This is a genomic window from Klebsiella sp. K-3 (assembly GCF_051207495.1).
GTDB classification, from domain to species: domain Bacteria; phylum Pseudomonadota; class Gammaproteobacteria; order Enterobacterales; family Enterobacteriaceae; genus Klebsiella; species Klebsiella aerogenes.
The window spans coordinates 1-18,289 of the sequence record NZ_JBPNXF010000019.1; the positions used below are offsets into that span (position 1 = coordinate 1).

The window sequence follows — 18,289 nt, forward strand, 5'->3', positions numbered from 1 at the left end:
CCCCGGCCTTCCGGGAACGTCTCAGCGATTTTGAGGCCACCAACACCGGCAGTTTCAGTAGCCACGGGTACAGGGTAGATGCCACGAACCGTAGGCCGGATAAGGCGTAGCCGCCATCCGGCGCGAAAGAGGCTCTTTACCCGCGGTTATTGCCCGGCGGCGCTACTCTTGCGCGGGTCTACAGATCATATGCCGGCGTAGGTCGGGTAAGGCGTTAGCCGCCACCCGACAATACAGGTCATAACCGGGTCGGAGAGACAACCGGCGGCATGGCGCCGCCGGTGTAGGGCTTACTTAGCCGGAATCGCTTTCAGCAGTTCGGTCAGCAGCGTCCAGTACTGGCCGACGCTCTCGATATGAACCTGCTCATCCGGGGAGTGCGGGCCGGTAATGGTTGGGCCGATGGAAACCATGTCCATGTCCGGATACGGTTTTTTGAACAGACCGCATTCCAGGCCAGCGTGGATAATCTGAATGTTCGGCGTCTTGTTGAACAGACGCTGATAGGTCTCGCGCACCAGGTGCATAACCGGGGAATTGGCATCCGGCTGCCAGCCTGGGTAAGCGCCTTTGGCTTCGGTTTTCGCCCCGGCCAGTTTGCCCAGCGAATCCAGCATGCTGACGACGTAGTCTTTACCGCTGTCGATCAGCGAGCGAATCAGGCAGTGGATCTGCACGTTGTCGTCGGTCATGGTCACGACGCCGACGTTCAGCGAGGTTTCAACCACGCCTTTGGCGACGTCAGAGTTGCGGATCACGCCGTTCGGCGTCGCGTTCAGCAGGCGCACGAAACCGTCGCGGGAAGCCTGAGTCAGCGCCGCTTTATCGTTCGCGACCGCTTCCAGCAGGACGACCAGATTCTTCTCTTTGGCCGCCAGTTCGTTTTTCAGGATCTCCTGGTAAGTATTCACCAGTGCTTTCAGCGCATCCGCTTTATCCGCGGCGACGGCGACGGTCGCGAAGGCTTCACGCGGGATGGCGTTACGCAGCGTACCGCCGTTGAAATCCACCAGACGCAGATCCAGTTCATCGGCATGGCCCGCCAGGAAGCGCGCCAGCAGCTTGTTAGCGTTGCCCAGACCGACGTGGATTTCACCGCCGGAGTGGCCGCCTTTTAAGCCTTTCAGGGTCAGTTTAAAGCTCTGGAAACCGTCAGGAATCGCTTCGCGAGTCAGCGCCAGGTTAGAGGTGAAATCTATACCGCCGGCGCAACCCATGTAGATTTCGCCTTCTTCTTCCGAATCGGTATTGATCAGGATATCCGCCTGCAGCCAGTTGGCCTGCAGACCGAACGCACCATCCATGCCGGCTTCTTCGGTCATGGTCAGCAGCACTTCCAGTGGGCCGTGGGCAACGCTATCGTCGGCCAGCACCGCCAGCGCGGAGGCCATACCGATGCCGTTATCCGCGCCCAGGGTGGTGCCGCGCGCTTTAACCCACTCGCCGTCGATATACGGCTGAATCGGGTCTTTGGTGAAGTCGTGCACGGTATCGTTATTTTTCTGCGGCACCATATCGAGGTGCGCCTGCAGAACCACCGGCTTGCGGTTTTCCATACCGGCAGTCGCGCCTTTACGAATCAGAATGTTGCCAACCTGGTCGCGTTCCGCGTGTAAGCCTTTCTCTTTTGCCCAACCCATGATGTGCTCGGCGAGCTGTTCTTCGTGATAGGACGGGTGCGGGATGGAGCAAATTTTGGCAAAAATATCCCAAAGCGGTTGCGGGGATAATTGAGACAATTCAGACACGATGAGTCTCCTTACAGTCACCTGCAAAAGTCGTTTACAGGTCGAGGGTTAGCAATAAGATTCACTACAAGCTCGGGCTTGCGCGATGTGGTTGAGAATACCACTTTCCGCGCGCTCTGCTAGTGTAAAGCACGCAAAAAGCGTTGCTGGAGGCGCTTAATACTGGTTTTTAGTGCGTCAGGTCTCTATAATCTCGCGCAACCATTTTCCCCCTCGAACAATATTTAAGCCGTTATACACAGGCTGGGACAATTCACATGAGCGAAAAATACGTCGTCACCTGGGACATGTTGCAGATTCACGCCCGCAAACTGGCAAGCCGTCTGCTGCCGGTTGAACAATGGAAAGGCATCATTGCCGTTAGCCGTGGCGGTCTGGTACCGGGAGCTTTACTGGCGCGTGAACTGGGTATTCGTCATGTTGATACCGTATGTATCTCTAGCTACGATCACGACAACCAGCGCGAACTGAAAGTACTGAAGCGCGCTGAAGGCGATGGCGAAGGTTTCATCGTTATTGATGACCTGGTCGATACCGGCGGCACCGCTGTCGCTATCCGCGAAATGTATCCTAAAGCGCACTTTGTCACCATTTTCGCCAAGCCGGCGGGCCGTCCGCTGGTTGATGATTATGTGGTTGATATCCCGCAGGATACCTGGATTGAACAGCCGTGGGATATGGGCGTCGTCTTCGTACCGCCAATCGCTGGCCGTTAATTCCCGCCAATAGTGAATAATTACCACGCCCGGTTATGCCGGGCGTGGTTTTTTTTACCCTGACGCGGGTTACAATAGCGCAAGCAGCAACATGATGGAGGCGGCACATGTCACAGGCTAACCTTAGCGAAACGTTGTTTAAACCCCGATTCAAATACCCGGAAACCTCAACGCTGGTCCGTCGGTTTTCATCCGGCCAGCATCAGGACATGCAGACCGCGTTGAGCGGTAATCACGTCGATCACTGGTATCGCTTAATCAATCGCCTGATGTGGATCTGGCGCGGCGTCTCGCCGCAAGAGATATGGGATGTCCAGGCGCGCATCGTGATGAGCGATGCCGAGCGCTCCGACCCTGAACTCTACGATACGGTGATTGGCTATCGCGGCGGCAACTGGGTGTATGAGTGGACTAAACAAGCGATGATGTGGCAGCAAAAAGCGACTCAGGAAGCCGATCCTCTGCAGAGCGGTCGCCACTGGCTGCACGCCTCCAACCTCTATAGCATCGCCGCCTATCCCCATATTAAGGGCGATGGGCTAGCCGATCAGGCGCAGACGCTGGCCAATCGGGCCTATGAAGAGGCGGCGCAACGTCTGCCGGGCGAGCTGCGTGAACTGGAGTTCGCTATCCCCGGCGGCGCGCCGGTGACGGGCTTCCTGCATATGCCGAAAGGCGAAGGCCCGTTCCCGACGGTGCTGATGTGCGGTGGTCTGGATTCGCTGCAAACCGATTATTACAGCCTGTATGAGAAGTATTTTGCCCCGCTGGGTATCGCCATGCTGACGCTGGACATGCCGTCCATCGGTTTCTCAACCAAGTGGACGCTGAGCCAGGACACCAGCATGCTGCATCAGTACGTGCTGCAGCATCTGCAGAATGTCCCCTGGGTTGACCATACCCGGGTGGCGGCATTTGGTTTCCGCTTCGGCGCCAATATTGCGGTTCGTCTGGGGTATCTGGAATCGCAGCGGCTGAAGGCGGTGGCCTGTCTGGGACCGGTGGTGCATAACCTGCTGGTGGATCCGCAGCTGATGGCGCGGGTGCCTGAGATGTTCCTCGATGTGCTGGCATCGCGTCTTGGCATGCACGATGCTTCCGACGAAGCGCTGCGCGTCGAGCTCAACCGTTATTCATTAAAAACTCAGGGCTTGCTGGGCCGCCGTTGCCCTACGCCGATGCTCTCCGGCTACTGGAAAGACGATCCCTTTAGCCCCGAAGAGGAGTCGCGGTTAATCACCTCGTCCTCGGCGGATGGCAAGCTGCTGGAGATACCGTTTAAGCCGGTTTACCGTAATTTCGATCACGCATTGCGTCAGATTGCCCGCTGGATCAACCATAGATTTGGTTAATATATTGCTAAATTTTATTGGTTTGGTAAAACAGTTGCATCACTAAAGGAGATCGCAATGACGTTACCGAGTGGACACCTGAAAAGTAAGCTGATTAAAAAATTCACGGCGCTAGGCCCCTATATCCGTGAAGGGCAGTGTGAAGAGAACCGCTTTTTTTTCGACTGCCTGGCAGTTTGCGTCAACGTTAAACCAGCGCCGGAGAAGCGGGAATTCTGGGGCTGGTGGATGGAAATGGAAGCACAGGAATCTCGTTTCACTTATAGCTACCAGTTCGGCCTGTTTGATAAAGAGGGTGACTGGCAAGCGGTCGACATCGACGATCCTGAAGTTCGTGAAAGACTCGAAAAAACGCTGCGTGAGTTCCACGAGCGCGCTGCGGCGCTGCTGGCAACGTTCAACCTGAAGCTCGAACCGGCTGACGATTTCAGCGAACCGGTTCGCCTGCGCGCGTAAACCCGGCTTTTGGCATCCGCTTCCTGCCGCGGGAAGCGGATGACCGCCAACGATCATTCTTGTCATCAGGTCACGGCGCTTCAGCCGTTATTCCTGCACTTCGCGATGAGTTGACAACACTCGAAATGGCTGGCCGACCACTACCTGACCGGCGGCCAGATCTTTCGTCACCACGGTACCCGCGCCAATTTTAACATTATCACCCAACGTCACCGGGCCGATGACCACCACGTGGGCGCCGAATTCGACGTTATTGCCAATCACCGGGCTTGCCCCTTCGCGGCCTTCGCTATCCGTCAGGCTGCCGATGGTGGCTCCCTGACGCAGGATACAGTTTTCACCGATGACGGTGCCGCGGTTGAGGACGATGCAGTGCGGATGATACAGCTTCAGCCCGTAGCCGATCCGCGTCTGCCACGGTAGTTCGACGCAAAACAGACACTCGTTAATCAGTTTATTGAGAATAACGAATGGAATGCCGAGCAGCTTGTAAAACGGGTTGCGGCTGCGATACAGCGTCGCGAGGCGATAGAGCAGAATCGCGATTTTCGCCTTCATACTGCCGGTATGTTTGATCTCGCGGCGGACCTGACTGATGGCATTAGGCATGAATTCTCCGTTTACTTAAGGGAAAAGGTGGTCAGTTGATACCAGCCGTCGGCGGTTTTGCCTTGGTTGGCCAGCAGCAGCCGCGGCTTGCCCTGGGCATCGGTAATGGCGGTCTGCAATGCGTAATCGCCTGCGGGCAGCGAGGCGGGTAGCGTGAGAGTGACAGTGCTTTGCATATCACCCGGCAGCCAGCGGCGCACATCATCCTGGGTTTTTAACTGGGTAACCGTGGCGCCGGCGGCGTTGACCACGCGCCATTGTACCGGGTAGAACAGGTAGGCCGGAGCGACGCCATCATTACGCCAGGTGACATTGATCGCTAACGGCTTACCAGCCTTAACCGGCGTCTCGAAGGCGAGTTTGTTAACCCGGAAACGGTAGCCGATTCGCAGTAAGGCTTTATCGACAATATCGCGGTATTCCGCCGGAATCGGTCTTGATTTCAGGTTCAGGCTGCTGGCGTGTTGCTGCAGCGCCCAGTCGAAGGTAGCCTGCACCTCTTCACGCGTGTAGTGCTGCACGCTCTGCCATTCGCTCATATAGCCGCAGATCTCAAGGCTGACGGGCGCTCGTTTCCAGCTATCGACAAACCCCGGCGCGGCGGCCTGGGCGGCGGCCAGACGCTGCGGATAATCATCGCGCATATGGCTCCACTCGCTGGAGAAGTTATGCCAGTCGCCCCAGCAGTCCGCCCGCCAGCCCGCGCCGCGGCGGCTGGCCGAGGCTAGCGAATCGCCGCCGCTAATCAGCATGATTTTCGGCGTTTTCGGGAAGCTATCGAAATGCATATCAACATAGCGATTGAGCTGCTCTGGCGTGTATTTCTCCATTAACGGCGGAATGTCGCTAAAGTTGGAGTTGTGCCATTCGCCCCAGGATCCGACCATGCCGATATCGATAAAGGCCAGTTCCGGATTGCCGTCGTAGCGCTGACCAAGGGCATTCAGCAATTTTTGCGCATAGGCGATAAACGTTGGATCGCTGAGATCCGGCACGAAGGTTTTGCCGTCGGCGACCCACTGTCCTTTGATCCCTTTAGCGATCAGCCAGTCGGGAATTTTTGATCCCGTTTGCGGCTCGTCGAGCGCCATTACCCGCAGGCCGACGTTCATGGCTGGCTGATGGCTGGCGGCGACGCTAAAAGCGTTATCGATCGGCGCGAAATTGTAGACCCCTTCCTGTGGTTCCAGCTCGCTCCAGTAGAAGCGATCGTACTCAAAACCGGTATCGGGATACTCGGCGCGGGTCGGTTTTTCACCATAGCCATCATGAAAGCTGGCGACGCCGATGCCCGGATTGGTGAGCAGACCGTCGAATGGGGGCGGGGTGATGACCGTGGTTTGCGCGCCAACGGATGCTGACGCCAGCGTGCTGGCCAGCAGCAGGGCGCGAAACAGGGGGGCTCTACGCAGAGATGATTTCGCCATACTCAATTCACTTTGTCATGTGGTCATGAAGATTAACAAACCACGTCCAGATACCGACGTGGAAATTTTTAAATACATCAATGCCTAATGCTGATTTCAGCATATAGAGCGCCAGCAGGATCGACAGCAGGGCGAATACCACGCCAAGCGTAATCAGCAGCGTCGCGAAGATGCGTCCGAACAGAGTGCTTTCGCGCGAAACTTTGCGCAGATCGCGACCAAAAAGAAACACCACAAAATAGCGACGATGCAGGAACGGAAAGCTGTGGCGAAAATCGATGCGATGGCGTGACGCCAGGTTGGCGCGTACCAGCGCCTGCTCGATTCCCCGTTTCTGCTCCGCGGTTAATGAGGTTTCCACCTCCTGGTCAAGCGCGGCATAAAAGCGCTCGACTACCAGTTCAGCTGTAGATTTCGGCACGAGTAACCTGCTTACGTTAAGCGCTGATAGACTTGCGCGGTTTGCGCGGCAATTTCCGGCCAGCGGTACTTCGGCATAAACTCACTGTAATCCGCTTTTTCACCTGCGACCCATCGCTGCAGTTTCTGCGTCAGGGCCGGAACGTTGCCGACCGGGAAGTAGTCTGCTGGCGGTAGGCCAATTTCAAGGTTGGCCGGAATGTCGCTGACTACCACCGGCAGCGACCACGACATGGCTTCCAGCAGCGCGATCGGTAATCCCTCATGATAAGAGGGCAGCACGAATAGCCCGGCCTGCGAGAACAGCGTATGCAGCGGCGCGCCGCTGATAAAGCCGGTAAGGATAACGTTTGGCGTGGCGGTCGCCTGTTGCTTCAGACGCTCGCTATATTCATCGGCGTGGTCGGCATCGCCAATGAGCACCAGCGGTACCGAACATCCGGCGGCGGCATAGGCGGCAACGAGATCGTGCAGTCCTTTCTCTTCGACAAAACGGGCCACGGCAACGATATACTGGCCCGGTTTTAGACCGTATTTATCGAGGATCTCCGCCTGCCGATCCGCAGGAGGCAGGTCGACCTGGCGCACGCCGTTGTAGATAACATGGGCGTTATGGCGGCCATGCTTGTGCTTAATCAGATTATTGATGACCTCGGAAATGACGATCACTTCATTGGCGTATTTCACCGCCCATTTTTCGCCAAGGCGCAGCATCTCTTTGGCCATCCGGCCCCATTTCTGCCGATCGTAATCCGGGCCATGATGGGTAAAGACGACGCGTTTTCCCAGCAGACGCAGCAACGGCACCACCAGGCCGGGGCCGACGGCGTGAACGTGAACCACGTTGGAGCCGTCGAATAAGGTACTGAATGCCGCCAGCGTCGAGTGAATAATAGCCTCGAATTTACGGCTTTTCGGCGCCCACAGGCTCTTGAGTTTAACGCCCTGATATTCGCTGCGTCGGTAGTTCACATAGGGCGAGCGGGCGATCACGCAAACTTCCGCGCTGCCCTGGCGATAGATTTCCGGGTATAAATTCTGGCAGTGCGTTTCCACGCCGCCCTGCACATCGGGGATCCCGCGAGTGCCTAATACCGTGACGTTGATGGTCATTTTTTCTCCCCGACAAGTTGCTGATAAAGCGCCTGCAGCTCCTGCATGTGGCGGGCGAGATCGTATTTTTCTTCCAGCCGCCGGCGGGCGTTAATTCCCATACTGCGGGCCAGTTCAGGGTCCGCAGCCAGTTTGTCCATCAGTTGCGCCAGCGCATCGCTATTGCCGGGCTCAACCAGATAGCCGTCGACGCTGTCACGGATCTGTTCCGGGATACCGCCAATATTGCCGCCGATCACCGGGCGGCCAAATGCCATGGCTTCGAGCACCGACATAGAGCAGTTTTCATAATATTCAGAGGGGACGACTACCGCGCGGGCCCCGCGAATGAGGTTATTTAGCTCCTCGCCGTGTTTCATATAGCCGAGGAACTGCGGGCCGCTGAAACGCGCGCGCAGGTCTGCGCCCAATGGGCCGTCGCCGACAATCTTAAGCGGCATCGCCTCCTGCATTTTTTGCTGCGCCTGCGCCAGCGTCGGTACGCCTTTTTCCCGGCTCAGGCGGCCAATATAGAGAAAATAGTCGCCTGCGGTTTCGCCGGGCACGGTGTTGTTGGCATCAATACCGTTGACGATCACTTCAATGCGGGCGTCGGGCAGCTTACGCAGCAGGATCTGGCGCATAAACTCGCTCGGGGCGATGATACAGTCGAGCATGGCGTAATTTTGGGCGAATTTCTGCCAGTAGGCTTCCAACGATAGCAGCAGGCTTTTGAAAGTATCGCCCTGCTGGCAGCGGTGACGAAAAGCGTTAATCACCGACCCGGTGAGACACTCTTCGCAGACATGACCATCGCGCAGCATGGTGTAGGAAGGGCAGACGATTTTGTAATCGTGGGCGGTGAGTACCGTTTTGCAGCCAAAGCGTTTCGCCACGCCGATAACGGCAGGCGTAAGTTGATGATAGATATTATGAAAATGAACAATATCCGGCCGCTCGCGCAACAAAAGCGTATTGAGCTTCGCGCAGGCCTCGGCATTATAAATAAAGTCCACCCCGGCTTTGATTTTGCTCATCAGGCCGTGACTGTCGTGATAATCGACGTTATGGACGAAAAATTCCTCCCACGGCGACGGTTTATTTTCCGCGTGCTGCATGCTGAAGTCGACCACCTGGTAGCCGGCTTGCAGCATCGCGTCGCGCTCCTGAAAATAAACGGTTTCCGCGCCGCCTTTGATAAAGAAGAATTTGTTAACGAAGAGAATTTTCATTTTCAGTATCAATATGCTGTGGATTCGAGACGGTCACCGCCGGGCGTTTCATCGGATCGCGCACTGAATTAATCACCCCGCGCAGCAGCCCCGCTGAAAATAGCGATAAGTTAATCGCGCTCTGCACGCCATCGCGCAGCGATTTATTTTTAATGGCCTTCAGAGCGATAAACGCCAGCAGCGGCAGCAGGGCGATGGCGATAACCTTGCCATTGAAGGTCAGTAGACAAATCAGTAAAACCAGCAGATAGAGGGTGAAGATCAGCTCATTACGTACAATCCGCAGCGCCGCCGGGAAATGGGCTTTACCCCAGCAGTTACGGAGCAACTCGCCCGGCGCCCACAGAAAGCCGTTCTTCCAACGGTAGGCCAGCATTTTAAAGGTCGGCATGGTGTAAGAGGCGTGGCTAAAGTAGGGCGCCGCCAGGCGATGCAGCTTGTAACCTGCTGCCTGTAAACGAATACCCAGCTCCGCTTCTTCGTAGCCGTGCAGGTTGAGGTTGGTCAGATAGCCGATTTTCTCGATCGCTTCACGGCGATACAGGCCGCCGCCGCCCAGATGATCGGTGTCGCCCTGCGGATAGATCAGGTGCAGGCGCTGCTTGCGCGATTTGAACTCATAGTTAGAGGCATCATCCATCTCGACGCTGCCGGCGACTCCCGCGTACTCCGGATGTGTCTCCAGGAATTCGACCGCGGTATCCAGAAAGCCCGGCTCCAGCTCCATATCGCCATCCAGTAGCAGCAAATAATCGCCTTCGCTATACAGCCAGCCCAGCTGGTGGCCGATACCGCAGCAGCGGTCGGCGGCGTTATCCAGACACACCACCATCGCACCTTTCGCGATAGCCAGTTCGCGGGTGTTATCCGTTGATAAGCTGTCGGCGACGATGATTTGATGCGGGTACGGTTGCAGCTGTTTGCGCACGCTATCGATGGTTTTTTCGATGCCCTGCGCTTCATTCAGAGTCTTGATGCTGACGGTAATTGATGGCGTTTTATTCATAGTGGGTACCGGAGTTAAGACGGACAGCGCGGTGGATGACAATCAGCGCCCCAAGGGATAACCATAATAAAAACTGTAGCATGGGAATGATCATCAGGATCTGGCTGTAGGGCAGGCTGAGTAGACAGCCAATGACAAAAACGTAGAACGCCGGCGCCGAGCTAAGGAGTTGCAGATCCTCAAGCTTGAGATCGTGGCGCGAAAAGGTCTCTTTCGGCCGCATGGCGACCAGTATTGAGGCGATGGTGCCAATGAACAGAATGATGCCGATAATCCCCACTTCCCAAAGCAGCATGCTTAAGGCGGTGGAATCGAGGATCAGGTGATACCAGGCGCCGATATATCCCGGCGAGACGGTACTGCCGCTGTTGGTGGCGTTAAGACCGTAACCAAACAGCATGCCGCCTGGGCCGAACAGTTCGTTATGCTGCAGCCAGAAGAAGAGGGTGGTAAAACGCCCCAGTTCGCCGCTTGGCATAATGTAGTTAGTATCAAAAATATAGCCCAGTGAATCGATAAATACCGATAGCGCGCTTTTGGTCGGGTCGCCGCCGAAGGCCGAGGAATAGTTGGAGGCCAACACGGTAATAGCGACAAAAATTAATAGCGCCATGCCGGCGGCGATGATCAGCAGCGATCGCAGGCTAACTTTACTCACGCCGCTTACGTAGCCGGGCAGGATCCATAGCAGGGCCAGCAGAAACGGCGATAGCAGAATGACGAATTTTACTTCCCCCACTACGCAGAGGAAGAAACCCAGCGCGATGTGGATCACCAGCGATTTAAATGTGCAGATGCCGTGCTTAAACTCCGACACTTTCATGAGCATGATCAGCAGACAGAACATCCCCATCGCCGCGGTGTTGCCGCCGCCCATCGGGTCGCCGCCGAAAGTGCCGACCACCGAGTCCCACTTCTCATCTTCGCCGCGAAACGCCACCCGTTTAGGCACCACGAAAATCACCTGATAGATAGCGACCGGGATCTGCACATAGTAGATCCAGTAGAAAAGCCGCGTCAGACGGTACAGCTGTGATTCACTAAACATGCCCAACAGCATGCAGAACATCAGCAGCGAGAGCGCCAGCTCGTTTTTAAAGCCGACGATGGCGGTGACGATCCCCGACTGCAGTACCGTTGAGACCAGCCCGAGTACGATAAAAGTCAGATACAGCGCCAGTATCAGCTTTTCCCGCCCGGTGAGCGCCAGCGGCTGCGGGCGGCTCTGCATCAGGAGCAGCACCGCCATCACCAGCACCAGAAAAAATGGCAGCCACAGCACGGCCGCGATACCGGTGAAATACTGGACCGTACCGCAGAACACCAGCGTCATCAGGGCATAGGCTTCGAGATAGCGGCCGGTGTTTAGCTGCATATTTTCTGCTCCTGCAGCGAAAGCGTTTTCGCCCGCTGATTCATTTTGAGCAAAATGAACAAGTAACGCGCGAAGGTCAGGAACGAGAAGGCCAGCAGGGCGATTTCATAACTGACGCCAAAGTACGGCAAGGCGATGAAGGCGATGACGATAATCAGCAACTGCTCAATCTGAATACGCAAAAAGTAGCGCCGGGAGCCGAAGATCAGTTCGATCACAGTCAGCGGGCTGACCGCCAGCGCGGCGAACAGATAAGGCAGCATGTAGCGCGAGGTGGGGATCGAATTCAGCCACTCCTCGCTAAAGCCAAGGCGCATCACCAGCGGATAGAAAATCCAGATACCAAGGATGCATACCGCGGCGGCGCCCAGCAGCAGCAGGCGAACCTTTTTATATTCCGGATAGTTAAAGGTGTGGTTGCGAAAATCCATCGACCATTTAGAAAAGATGGAGTTGCGCACGGCGTTACCGATAATCATCACCGGCGACAGGCAGAAACGGCTGACTACCGAAAAGTAGCCGGCGACCAGCGGCGAGAACCAGATGTTAATCAGCATGGTCGGCAGGTTATTACTGGCCATCGCCAGCACCTCGGCGCTGCCGACGCGGCTAATATGCTGCCAGTGCTCGCGTAAAAAACGCAGATTCGTGGCAATCGAAAAGTGGCGCAGCGTTAAGCTTTTGAAGTTAAACAGGCGAATCAGGCAGGCGATCAATAGCAGCAGGATCCCGACCATCCACGCCAGATAAAACAGCGTTGGGTTGGGCATCACCAGCAGCGCAATGGCCACCACCAGCGACACCGCAATGCGCTGGAAAGTCAGGAAAGGATAGTTGCCGCCGCGCAGGGAAAGGTTTTCCGCCACCAGCACCAGCGCATAGCCAAAGGTCAGCAAATAGAGAAACGCAATGTTAAGTTCGAAGATAAGCCCGGTAATGACCGCCCAGGGGAGGGCCATCACCAGGCTCTGCAGCAGGCAGAACACCACGTTCTGCCCAAGCTCGTGATCCTCCTGACGGGGGATTAGCAACTGCGAGGCAAAGGTACAAACCTGCGCGCCGATCAGCACATTGCTGTAGATCATCGCATAATGGCCGACCTCCGCCATCCCGTAGCGATGAGAGATAAGCCAGACCGAAAAGGCGCCGATCAGCTGTGAAAGCACCGATGAACTGGCGATGGATGAAATACTCTTAATCAGATTCATAGGCGCTATTTCGGAGCAATGAGTTCGCGCATCTGGCGCTCAAGCAGGCGTTTACCTTCCTGCGTTTCCAGGTGTTCTTCGCGCACCTGGTTGAGCACGCTTGCCACCCGGCGATTGCCCGCACTCTGCAGACGTTGTTCCGCTTTGCGGATCCGCGGAGCCAGTTCGCCGGCCTTAACCACCAGCAGAGTCATATCGCTTTGTGCTGCCAGCAGCAGACTATCCTGCGCCTGGTTGAGCGCCGGAGCGTCGATGATTAGCGTATCGTAAGTCTGATGCAACGTTGTCAGCAGCGCCGGCAGGCGTTCAGAGGTGAGCAACAGCAGCGAAGAGTCGTTGAGTTTGCCGCGTGGCATAAAGTCCAGTTGATCATCCAGTTTGACGACGGACTGCTCCGGCATGCACTCGCCGTTCAGTAATTGACTAAAGCCTTGTTTATGTTGCGGAAATTTGGCCGATAATCCCTGAGTGGCCAGGTAGTCGAGGTCAATCAGCAGCGTTTTACGCGATTTGCTGGCTGAGCAAGCCAGCAGTTCGGCAATAAACGAACTGCCGGAACGGGATTGCACCGAAGTCACCAGGATGGTGGCGGGTTTATCGCGCTGATTGAGCAACGCCAGCCGTAGGCTGTGGATCATATCGGCGTAGAGCACGTTATGGAAAATCTGCTGCGCGTTTTCCAGATGCGTCAGGAGCGGAAATTCGCCGCTGGCCTCGAGGGCGGTTTTCGCTTTGAGCTCGCTGAGGCTATTCACCGTTTTATCCAGCGCGGTACTGACGATCAGGTACATGATATACAGCGCCAGCGCCATCATGGTAATCATCACGATTAACAGGCCGCGCTGGGGTTTAGACGGGCGGTCCGGCGGCACGGCGGCGTCGTAAATGACTTCATCCGGTACCGAGAAGGTCTCCGACAATTTCTGCTCGTTAGCGCGCTGGTACAGCGACTTATAAAGCTCTTCGGTTTTATTCAGCGCGGTGGTCATGGTGTTGTACTGGTCGCGCTTGGCGCCGAGCGCCTGGAAATCGGCCTTCTGATCGTTGAGCATTTTTTGGTAGTGCTGCTCATCGTCGAGGGCGATTTGATACTGCTGGCGCAGGCCGTTAAACAGCTCGCCCAGTACCTGGCCGAGCTGGGCATTCACCGCCTGTAGCTGCGCCTGGGCCTGCAGATATTTCGGATGCTGCGGGCCGTAGTGTTTGGCCGCTTCGGAAAGATTGCGCCGCGTCTGGATGAGCGCAATGCGTAAATCCTGCACCTGCGGATGACCGGAGATTTCCGGCAGCGAGATAATCTGTTCTACCGGTTTACCCTGCTGGCGACGGACCTTGTCCCATACCGTCTGCGCTTTCAGGCGGCGCTGGGTGGCGTCGGCCAGATGGTTAATCACAATCCCCAGCCGCTCGGTCTCATAACCATCCATGCTGCGGAAGGTTAGTAATCCGTTCTGCTTGAGGAAGTTATCGATGTTTGCCTTCTGCTGATCCATTTTGGTTTTCAGGTCGTCCATCATTTTTTCGTTCCAGCCCTGCGCCTGAAGCAAGGTATTTTGCTTCTGCTGCAGGCTGTAATCGATGAATGCCTGGGCGACGCCGTTGGCGATATCGGCGGCTTTCTGCGGTGATTTCGCTTCCATCGACACGGCAACCAGTTGGGTGGTGCGCACGCCGGAAATGGTCAGGTTTTTTTGCAGCGCCTGAATAGCATTATTAATACGCGCGGTTTCGTCGAGATTATCGCCGCCGTTAAATTCGCTATCCTGCTCCAGCTTTAATTTGCGCACCGCGGCATCGAGCACCACTCGTGACCCCATTAACGCGTATTTGGTCTCGTAGTAATCGCTGCGCGTGGAGTCGTAGTTTTCCAGCCGCGGTAGGGGAGAGACGTCCTGCGACTGCGCTTTGAACAGCACGGTAGCGGTCGCCGTGTAGCTGGAGGACATAAAGCGCGTCAGAATAAACGATGCCACGGCGGCGACAATCACCACCACCAGGCACCAGATAAGCTTGTGCTTAATTTTGTTGAAATAAGGCGTGAAGTCGATAAAGCCTTCTTTCTTTTTCGCGTTTTCGACCAGTGAAATTGCCATATCAGAAGAAACTCATGCCAATAATGATGGTATCTCCTGCCTGCACGGCGGAGTCGGCGGCGACATTTTCCAGCAGCCTTCCGCCGCGGGCCTGTCGAATTTGAATATCATGACGGTCGGCGCGGTCGGTGAAACCGCCGGCCAGGGCAATGGCTTTTTCCGCCGTTAAACCCGGCTCCCAGGCATATCCATCCGGTTTTTTCACTTCGCCGAGCAGATAAACTTTGCGGTATTCGGCGATGCTCACCGTGACCATCGGCGCCTGTAGGTAGTTACCGCGCAGTTTATCGGCGATTTCATTACTCACCTGTTCAGGCGTTTTGCCTTTTAACAGCAGCGATCCGATATAGGGGTAATCAATGCTGCCGCTATTATCGATTTTTACCCGCATCGTCAGATCCTGCTCCCCGGAGACTGCAATATTGACTTCATCGCCCTGGTCCAAAAGGTAGACGGCGTCCGGCGGCGTTTTAATGGTCTGCGGCGGCGTCGAACAGCCCGCCAGCAGTAGCGCCAGCAGCGGAAGCATCACCAGTGTCCTGTTTAAAAAGGTCATAGTTGTACCTGCGTCATAAAAATAATGGCCGAATCGTCGTAGCCCAGGGTGCGGTCAACCGCATGCGAGTAGTCCGGGCCAATATAAAAAGTGTCCGTATCTTTATTTGAGTGCATGGTGTTCCATTGCAGCTTCAGCTTAAAGTTAACCGATGGTCGGAAATCATAGTTAAAGGTCAGCGACAGCAGATTAGACTTATCTTTGCGCTTATTGCTCTGATGCTTATAGTCTTCGGTGATATATGAATAATCGACCAGAGTTGAGAAACGATCCACCAGCCAGTGATGTTCATAGCCGACGCCGAAATTTGACACCAGGATATAGCCGCCGGAGTCGGTGGGGTCCTTGATGCGCTGGGAACTGTGTAGGTTAACTTTCATTTGTTCCAGCGGTTTCCAGTCGGCGTTGATATCCCAGTTCAAGCCGTTAAAACCCTGTGAGTCCGGGTTATGGATAAAGTCTTTGTAGAGCCAGGCGACGTTACCGTTAATCTCCGTTTTACCCGACAGGCGATTCTTCATGCCGAACAGCAGGTAATACTCATTGCTGTCTTTTAACGGGTTCAGCTCGTAGCGGCGCTGGTTGGTGATAAAGCTATAGCGATAGCGCAGCGTTTTAGCTTTCTGGTCGAACAGTTCGGCCACCAGGCTGTTTTCATGCCACTCCTGATCGTGCATGTAATAGTTAAAGTCATCGCTGGCGTCTTTGATGCTGTCGAGGTCGCGAAAACGCAACTGTTTATGCAGTAGCGCGATTTCAACTTTACCGCGACCTTCCGGCGCGCCGTAGCTGTAACGAAGCTCGCTATTAAAGAAGCGGGTGCCGATCGGTTTGTTGATGCCAAACTCTTTAAACTGCTCGGGCAAAAAGCCTTCGGTGGTGTCGCGGCCGCGCTCTTCATGACCCAGCGTCTCATCGAGATCCAATGACAGCCCGTGCATGCTGCCAAATCGCCATTTGCCGTTAAACATAAAAAAATGGTTATTGCGATTATCCGCGCTATCGTTGCTATAGTTGCGGTAATCGCCGGAATACATCAACAGGTAGCGGTCTTCATAACGTTCGCCGATGGCTTTGACGATAGGTTTAATATTCTGGTAGCTGGAACCGATTTTATTTTGGTCGTAGCGCTGCCAGGTCACGTTGTCATCGTAACCGATGTCATAACCCAACTGGCTCTCGAAATCGATGCCGGCAACCCCGGTATGCGGTTTTGCCTGCAGGTCGGCGTGTGCGTAAGGCACAGACAGCAAACCGGCCAGAACGGCGAACCTAGAACGCATTTTTGCCAACAAAGCCCCGGAAGAAAGTCAAAAAGACGATTTTGAGATCGAGGAACAGCGACCAGGACTGGATGTAGGCCAGGTCGTACTGAATTCGCTTCTCCATTTTGTCCAGCGTATCGGTCTCGCCGCGGAAGCCGTTAATCTGCGCAAGCCCCGTGATCCCTGGTTTAACCTTATGGCGAATCATGTAGTTCTCCACCAGCACGCGATACTGCTCGTTATGCGCCACCGCGTGCGGGCGCGGACCGACGATCGACATCCGCCCCTGTAGCACGTTGAAAAACTGCGGCAGTTCATCCAGTGAGGTTTTACGCAAAAAAGCGCCGAATTTGGTGATACGCGGATCGTTGCGGGTCGCCTGAGTGACCACGGCGCTATTTTCCATGACCCGCATGGTCCTGAATTTCCACACTTCTATTTGCTTGCCGTTGAGGCCATAACGATTCTGTTTAAATAAAATCGGCCCCGGCGAGGTGAGCTTGATACCAATCGCCACGAACAGCATCGCCGGCAGGCTAATTAAGGTAAAGAAAGAGCCGAGAATGATATCTTCAATACGCTTGATGATCGCCCCTTCGCCATCAAAAGGCGAAGTGAAGATACTGATAGTCTGCAGATTGCCGAACATGCGCAGCTGGGAAATATGCGAGCTGTAAGAGAATAGATCCGGTACCAGGAATACATCGACGGTTGTGTCAGAGAATTCATTAAGAAACTGCTTGATACGCTGCTGCGCAACCATGGGGAGCGCGATGTAAATTTCATCAACGCCGCCTGTTTTCGCCAGAGCCAGCAGATCGCGCGAGTTGCCTTTTCTTTCAATACTCATCAGCCGGCTATCGCGCTGGTTGTTGCGATCTTCAAAATAGCTGATGATGATGCCGCGCTGTGAGTACTCTTTTTGTAAAGCCTGCTCGATGGCCAGGCCCGCAGGCGTAATACCAAGAATCGCCACCCGTAACACCGAGTTAAACAGATAATGCGCGGTGATTGCCCGCACCACAAAGACAATTAAAAATATAAATATCGAACACTTAGCCAAACTGACGGCCAGCGGGATAAAATTAACTACAGATTGTGCGTTAATTAGCCACTCGGCAACGACAAAAAATAAAAATGAAACAATACTACTTAGGCATACGCTTAATATAAGCGCGGCTGATTTTGTGAAATAGTGGCCTTTAAATTGTCCGGAATACAGTTGAAAATACTCATTAATTCTTATGAATACTAATGAATAGATAATTCCAACTAGCGCGGAAGCGGTAGAGGGTTCAGTGTAAAAATATTTTAAATAGATAAAAATCAAAATGTTGACGGTGAGGAAATCCAGTAGTTTTATCAACTTGCTATAACGGGAGTGATAAATTTTTATATTGTTATCTGCCATTTTTTGCTCGTTTAAAATGAGTTATTTAAACATCGTTATGCTATTTTTTTAAACTAACTGGAAAGCCTGATAATCATTCACATTTGCAATAAATGGTTATCAATCATCATTGTAGACTATGAGTTGGGTAGTGTCGACAAATCTCAGTTTAAAAATAAAACTGTTTTTTAATGTTCTTTATGCGAGTTATTTAAGCGGGAAAGAGGGGGATTAATACCGAAGTATTAATTGTTGTTGAGCGTAAACGTAGAGTGGAATTCAGGGTGAAGGACTAATTGCAGGTGAAACAACCGGAGTCTGGAGAGTGAGAATTCTTAGCCCCC

The 18,289-nt window shown here is 54.4% G+C and carries 16 protein-coding genes; 3 read left to right on the forward strand and 13 right to left on the reverse strand.

Features of this window, described 5'->3' with window-relative positions:
- Positions 1-290 precede the first annotated feature (290 nt).
- Positions 291-1,748 (reverse strand): cytosol nonspecific dipeptidase, encoded by a 1,458-nt coding sequence (pepD, locus tag ACSEMK_RS22890; protein WP_213317727.1) that lies wholly within the window; start codon positions 1,746-1,748, stop codon positions 291-293.
- Between the two features lie 257 nt (positions 1,749-2,005).
- Here pepD and gpt point away from each other — a divergent pair, with 257 nt between their 5' ends.
- The 3 genes from gpt to crl all read left to right on the forward strand — a co-directional run bounded on the left by gpt (position 2,006) and on the right by crl (position 4,272).
- A complete protein-coding gene (gene gpt / locus ACSEMK_RS22895) occupies positions 2,006-2,464 on the forward strand; it encodes a xanthine phosphoribosyltransferase (protein ID WP_002889733.1) in 459 nt (152 codons plus the stop codon).
- A 107-nt stretch (positions 2,465-2,571) separates the two neighbouring features.
- The gene (gene frsA / locus ACSEMK_RS22900) at positions 2,572-3,816 is read left to right on the forward strand and encodes an esterase FrsA (RefSeq protein WP_113374930.1); all 1,245 of its coding nucleotides are present in this window, start codon (positions 2,572-2,574) and stop codon (positions 3,814-3,816) included.
- Between the two features lie 57 nt (positions 3,817-3,873).
- Positions 3,874-4,272: a sigma factor-binding protein Crl gene (crl, locus tag ACSEMK_RS22905; protein WP_015368042.1), complete on the forward strand. Its 399-nt coding sequence runs from the start codon at positions 3,874-3,876 to the stop codon at positions 4,270-4,272.
- An 87-nt stretch (positions 4,273-4,359) separates the two neighbouring features.
- Here the strand turns inward: crl and ACSEMK_RS22910 are convergent, their stop codons facing one another.
- From ACSEMK_RS22910 to ACSEMK_RS22965, 12 genes are read right to left on the reverse strand one after another with little or no spacing between them, the layout of a single operon-like run.
- Positions 4,360-4,881, reverse strand: a complete 522-nt coding sequence (locus ACSEMK_RS22910) for a serine acetyltransferase (RefSeq protein WP_430915517.1) — start codon at positions 4,879-4,881, stop codon at positions 4,360-4,362.
- Between the two features lie 11 nt (positions 4,882-4,892).
- Positions 4,893-6,308: a DUF4832 domain-containing protein gene (locus ACSEMK_RS22915; RefSeq protein WP_113374933.1), complete on the reverse strand. Its 1,416-nt coding sequence runs from the start codon at positions 6,306-6,308 to the stop codon at positions 4,893-4,895.
- Positions 6,309-6,315: 7 nt separating this feature from the next.
- Positions 6,316-6,729 (reverse strand): hypothetical protein, encoded by a 414-nt coding sequence (locus ACSEMK_RS22920; protein ID WP_015704480.1) that lies wholly within the window; start codon positions 6,727-6,729, stop codon positions 6,316-6,318.
- Between the two features lie 11 nt (positions 6,730-6,740).
- Positions 6,741-7,841, reverse strand: coding sequence for a glycosyltransferase family 4 protein (locus tag ACSEMK_RS22925; RefSeq protein ID WP_411325935.1), 1,101 nt, complete (start codon positions 7,839-7,841; stop codon positions 6,741-6,743).
- Positions 7,838-9,052 carry a glycosyltransferase family 4 protein gene (locus ACSEMK_RS22930; RefSeq protein WP_430915518.1) on the reverse strand — a complete coding sequence of 405 codons (1,215 nt, stop codon included), beginning with the start codon at positions 9,050-9,052 and terminating at the stop codon, positions 7,838-7,840. Before ACSEMK_RS22930 ends, ACSEMK_RS22925 begins: the two co-directional genes overlap by 4 nt.
- Positions 9,033-10,058 (reverse strand): glycosyltransferase family 2 protein, encoded by a 1,026-nt coding sequence (locus ACSEMK_RS22935; protein ID WP_045391122.1) that lies wholly within the window; start codon positions 10,056-10,058, stop codon positions 9,033-9,035. Before ACSEMK_RS22935 ends, ACSEMK_RS22930 begins: the two co-directional genes overlap by 20 nt.
- The gene (locus ACSEMK_RS22940) at positions 10,051-11,433 is read right to left on the reverse strand and encodes a capsular biosynthesis protein (protein ID WP_113374936.1); all 1,383 of its coding nucleotides are present in this window, start codon (positions 11,431-11,433) and stop codon (positions 10,051-10,053) included. The genes ACSEMK_RS22935 and ACSEMK_RS22940 overlap by 8 nt, the downstream gene beginning before the upstream one ends.
- Positions 11,424-12,641 (reverse strand): lipopolysaccharide biosynthesis protein, encoded by a 1,218-nt coding sequence (locus ACSEMK_RS22945; protein ID WP_045391116.1) that lies wholly within the window; start codon positions 12,639-12,641, stop codon positions 11,424-11,426. The genes ACSEMK_RS22940 and ACSEMK_RS22945 overlap by 10 nt, the downstream gene beginning before the upstream one ends.
- 5 nt (positions 12,642-12,646) lie before the next feature.
- Complete coding sequence (locus ACSEMK_RS22950) at positions 12,647-14,734, reverse strand: GumC family protein (protein ID WP_430915520.1); 2,088 nt, start codon at positions 14,732-14,734, stop codon at positions 12,647-12,649.
- Position 14,735: 1 nt separating this feature from the next.
- Positions 14,736-15,290, reverse strand: coding sequence for a polysaccharide biosynthesis/export family protein (locus ACSEMK_RS22955; protein WP_032707499.1), 555 nt, complete (start codon positions 15,288-15,290; stop codon positions 14,736-14,738).
- Complete coding sequence (locus ACSEMK_RS22960) at positions 15,287-16,573, reverse strand: outer membrane beta-barrel protein (RefSeq protein ID WP_430915521.1); 1,287 nt, start codon at positions 16,571-16,573, stop codon at positions 15,287-15,289. The genes ACSEMK_RS22955 and ACSEMK_RS22960 overlap by 4 nt, the downstream gene beginning before the upstream one ends.
- Positions 16,563-17,966 (reverse strand): undecaprenyl-phosphate glucose phosphotransferase, encoded by a 1,404-nt coding sequence (locus tag ACSEMK_RS22965; protein WP_087859120.1) that lies wholly within the window; start codon positions 17,964-17,966, stop codon positions 16,563-16,565. The genes ACSEMK_RS22960 and ACSEMK_RS22965 overlap by 11 nt, the downstream gene beginning before the upstream one ends.
- Between the last annotated feature and the right edge of the window lie 323 nt (positions 17,967-18,289).

Excerpts from the sequence above, each read along its gene's own strand:
- gpt (WP_002889733.1), top strand. The coding sequence starts at position 2,006 with ATGAGCGAAAAATACGTCGTCACCTGGGACATGTTGCAGATTCACGCC.
- frsA (WP_113374930.1), top strand. The coding sequence starts at position 2,572 with ATGTCACAGGCTAACCTTAGCGAAACGTTGTTTAAACCCCGATTCAAA.
- crl (WP_015368042.1), top strand. The coding sequence starts at position 3,874 with ATGACGTTACCGAGTGGACACCTGAAAAGTAAGCTGATTAAAAAATTC.
- ACSEMK_RS22910 (WP_430915517.1), bottom strand. The coding sequence starts at position 4,881 with ATGCCTAATGCCATCAGTCAGGTCCGCCGCGAGATCAAACATACCGGC.
- ACSEMK_RS22915 (WP_113374933.1), bottom strand. The coding sequence starts at position 6,308 with ATGGCGAAATCATCTCTGCGTAGAGCCCCCCTGTTTCGCGCCCTGCTG.
- ACSEMK_RS22925 (WP_411325935.1), bottom strand. The coding sequence starts at position 7,841 with ATGACCATCAACGTCACGGTATTAGGCACTCGCGGGATCCCCGATGTG.
- ACSEMK_RS22930 (WP_430915518.1), bottom strand. The coding sequence starts at position 9,052 with ATGAAAATTCTCTTCGTTAACAAATTCTTCTTTATCAAAGGCGGCGCG.
- ACSEMK_RS22935 (WP_045391122.1), bottom strand. The coding sequence starts at position 10,058 with ATGAATAAAACGCCATCAATTACCGTCAGCATCAAGACTCTGAATGAA.
- ACSEMK_RS22940 (WP_113374936.1), bottom strand. The coding sequence starts at position 11,433 with ATGCAGCTAAACACCGGCCGCTATCTCGAAGCCTATGCCCTGATGACG.
- ACSEMK_RS22945 (WP_045391116.1), bottom strand. The coding sequence starts at position 12,641 with ATGAATCTGATTAAGAGTATTTCATCCATCGCCAGTTCATCGGTGCTT.
- ACSEMK_RS22950 (WP_430915520.1), bottom strand. The coding sequence starts at position 14,734 with ATGGCAATTTCACTGGTCGAAAACGCGAAAAAGAAAGAAGGCTTTATC.
- ACSEMK_RS22955 (WP_032707499.1), bottom strand. The coding sequence starts at position 15,290 with ATGACCTTTTTAAACAGGACACTGGTGATGCTTCCGCTGCTGGCGCTA.
- ACSEMK_RS22960 (WP_430915521.1), bottom strand. The coding sequence starts at position 16,573 with ATGCGTTCTAGGTTCGCCGTTCTGGCCGGTTTGCTGTCTGTGCCTTAC.
- ACSEMK_RS22965 (WP_087859120.1), bottom strand. The coding sequence starts at position 17,966 with ATGGCAGATAACAATATAAAAATTTATCACTCCCGTTATAGCAAGTTG.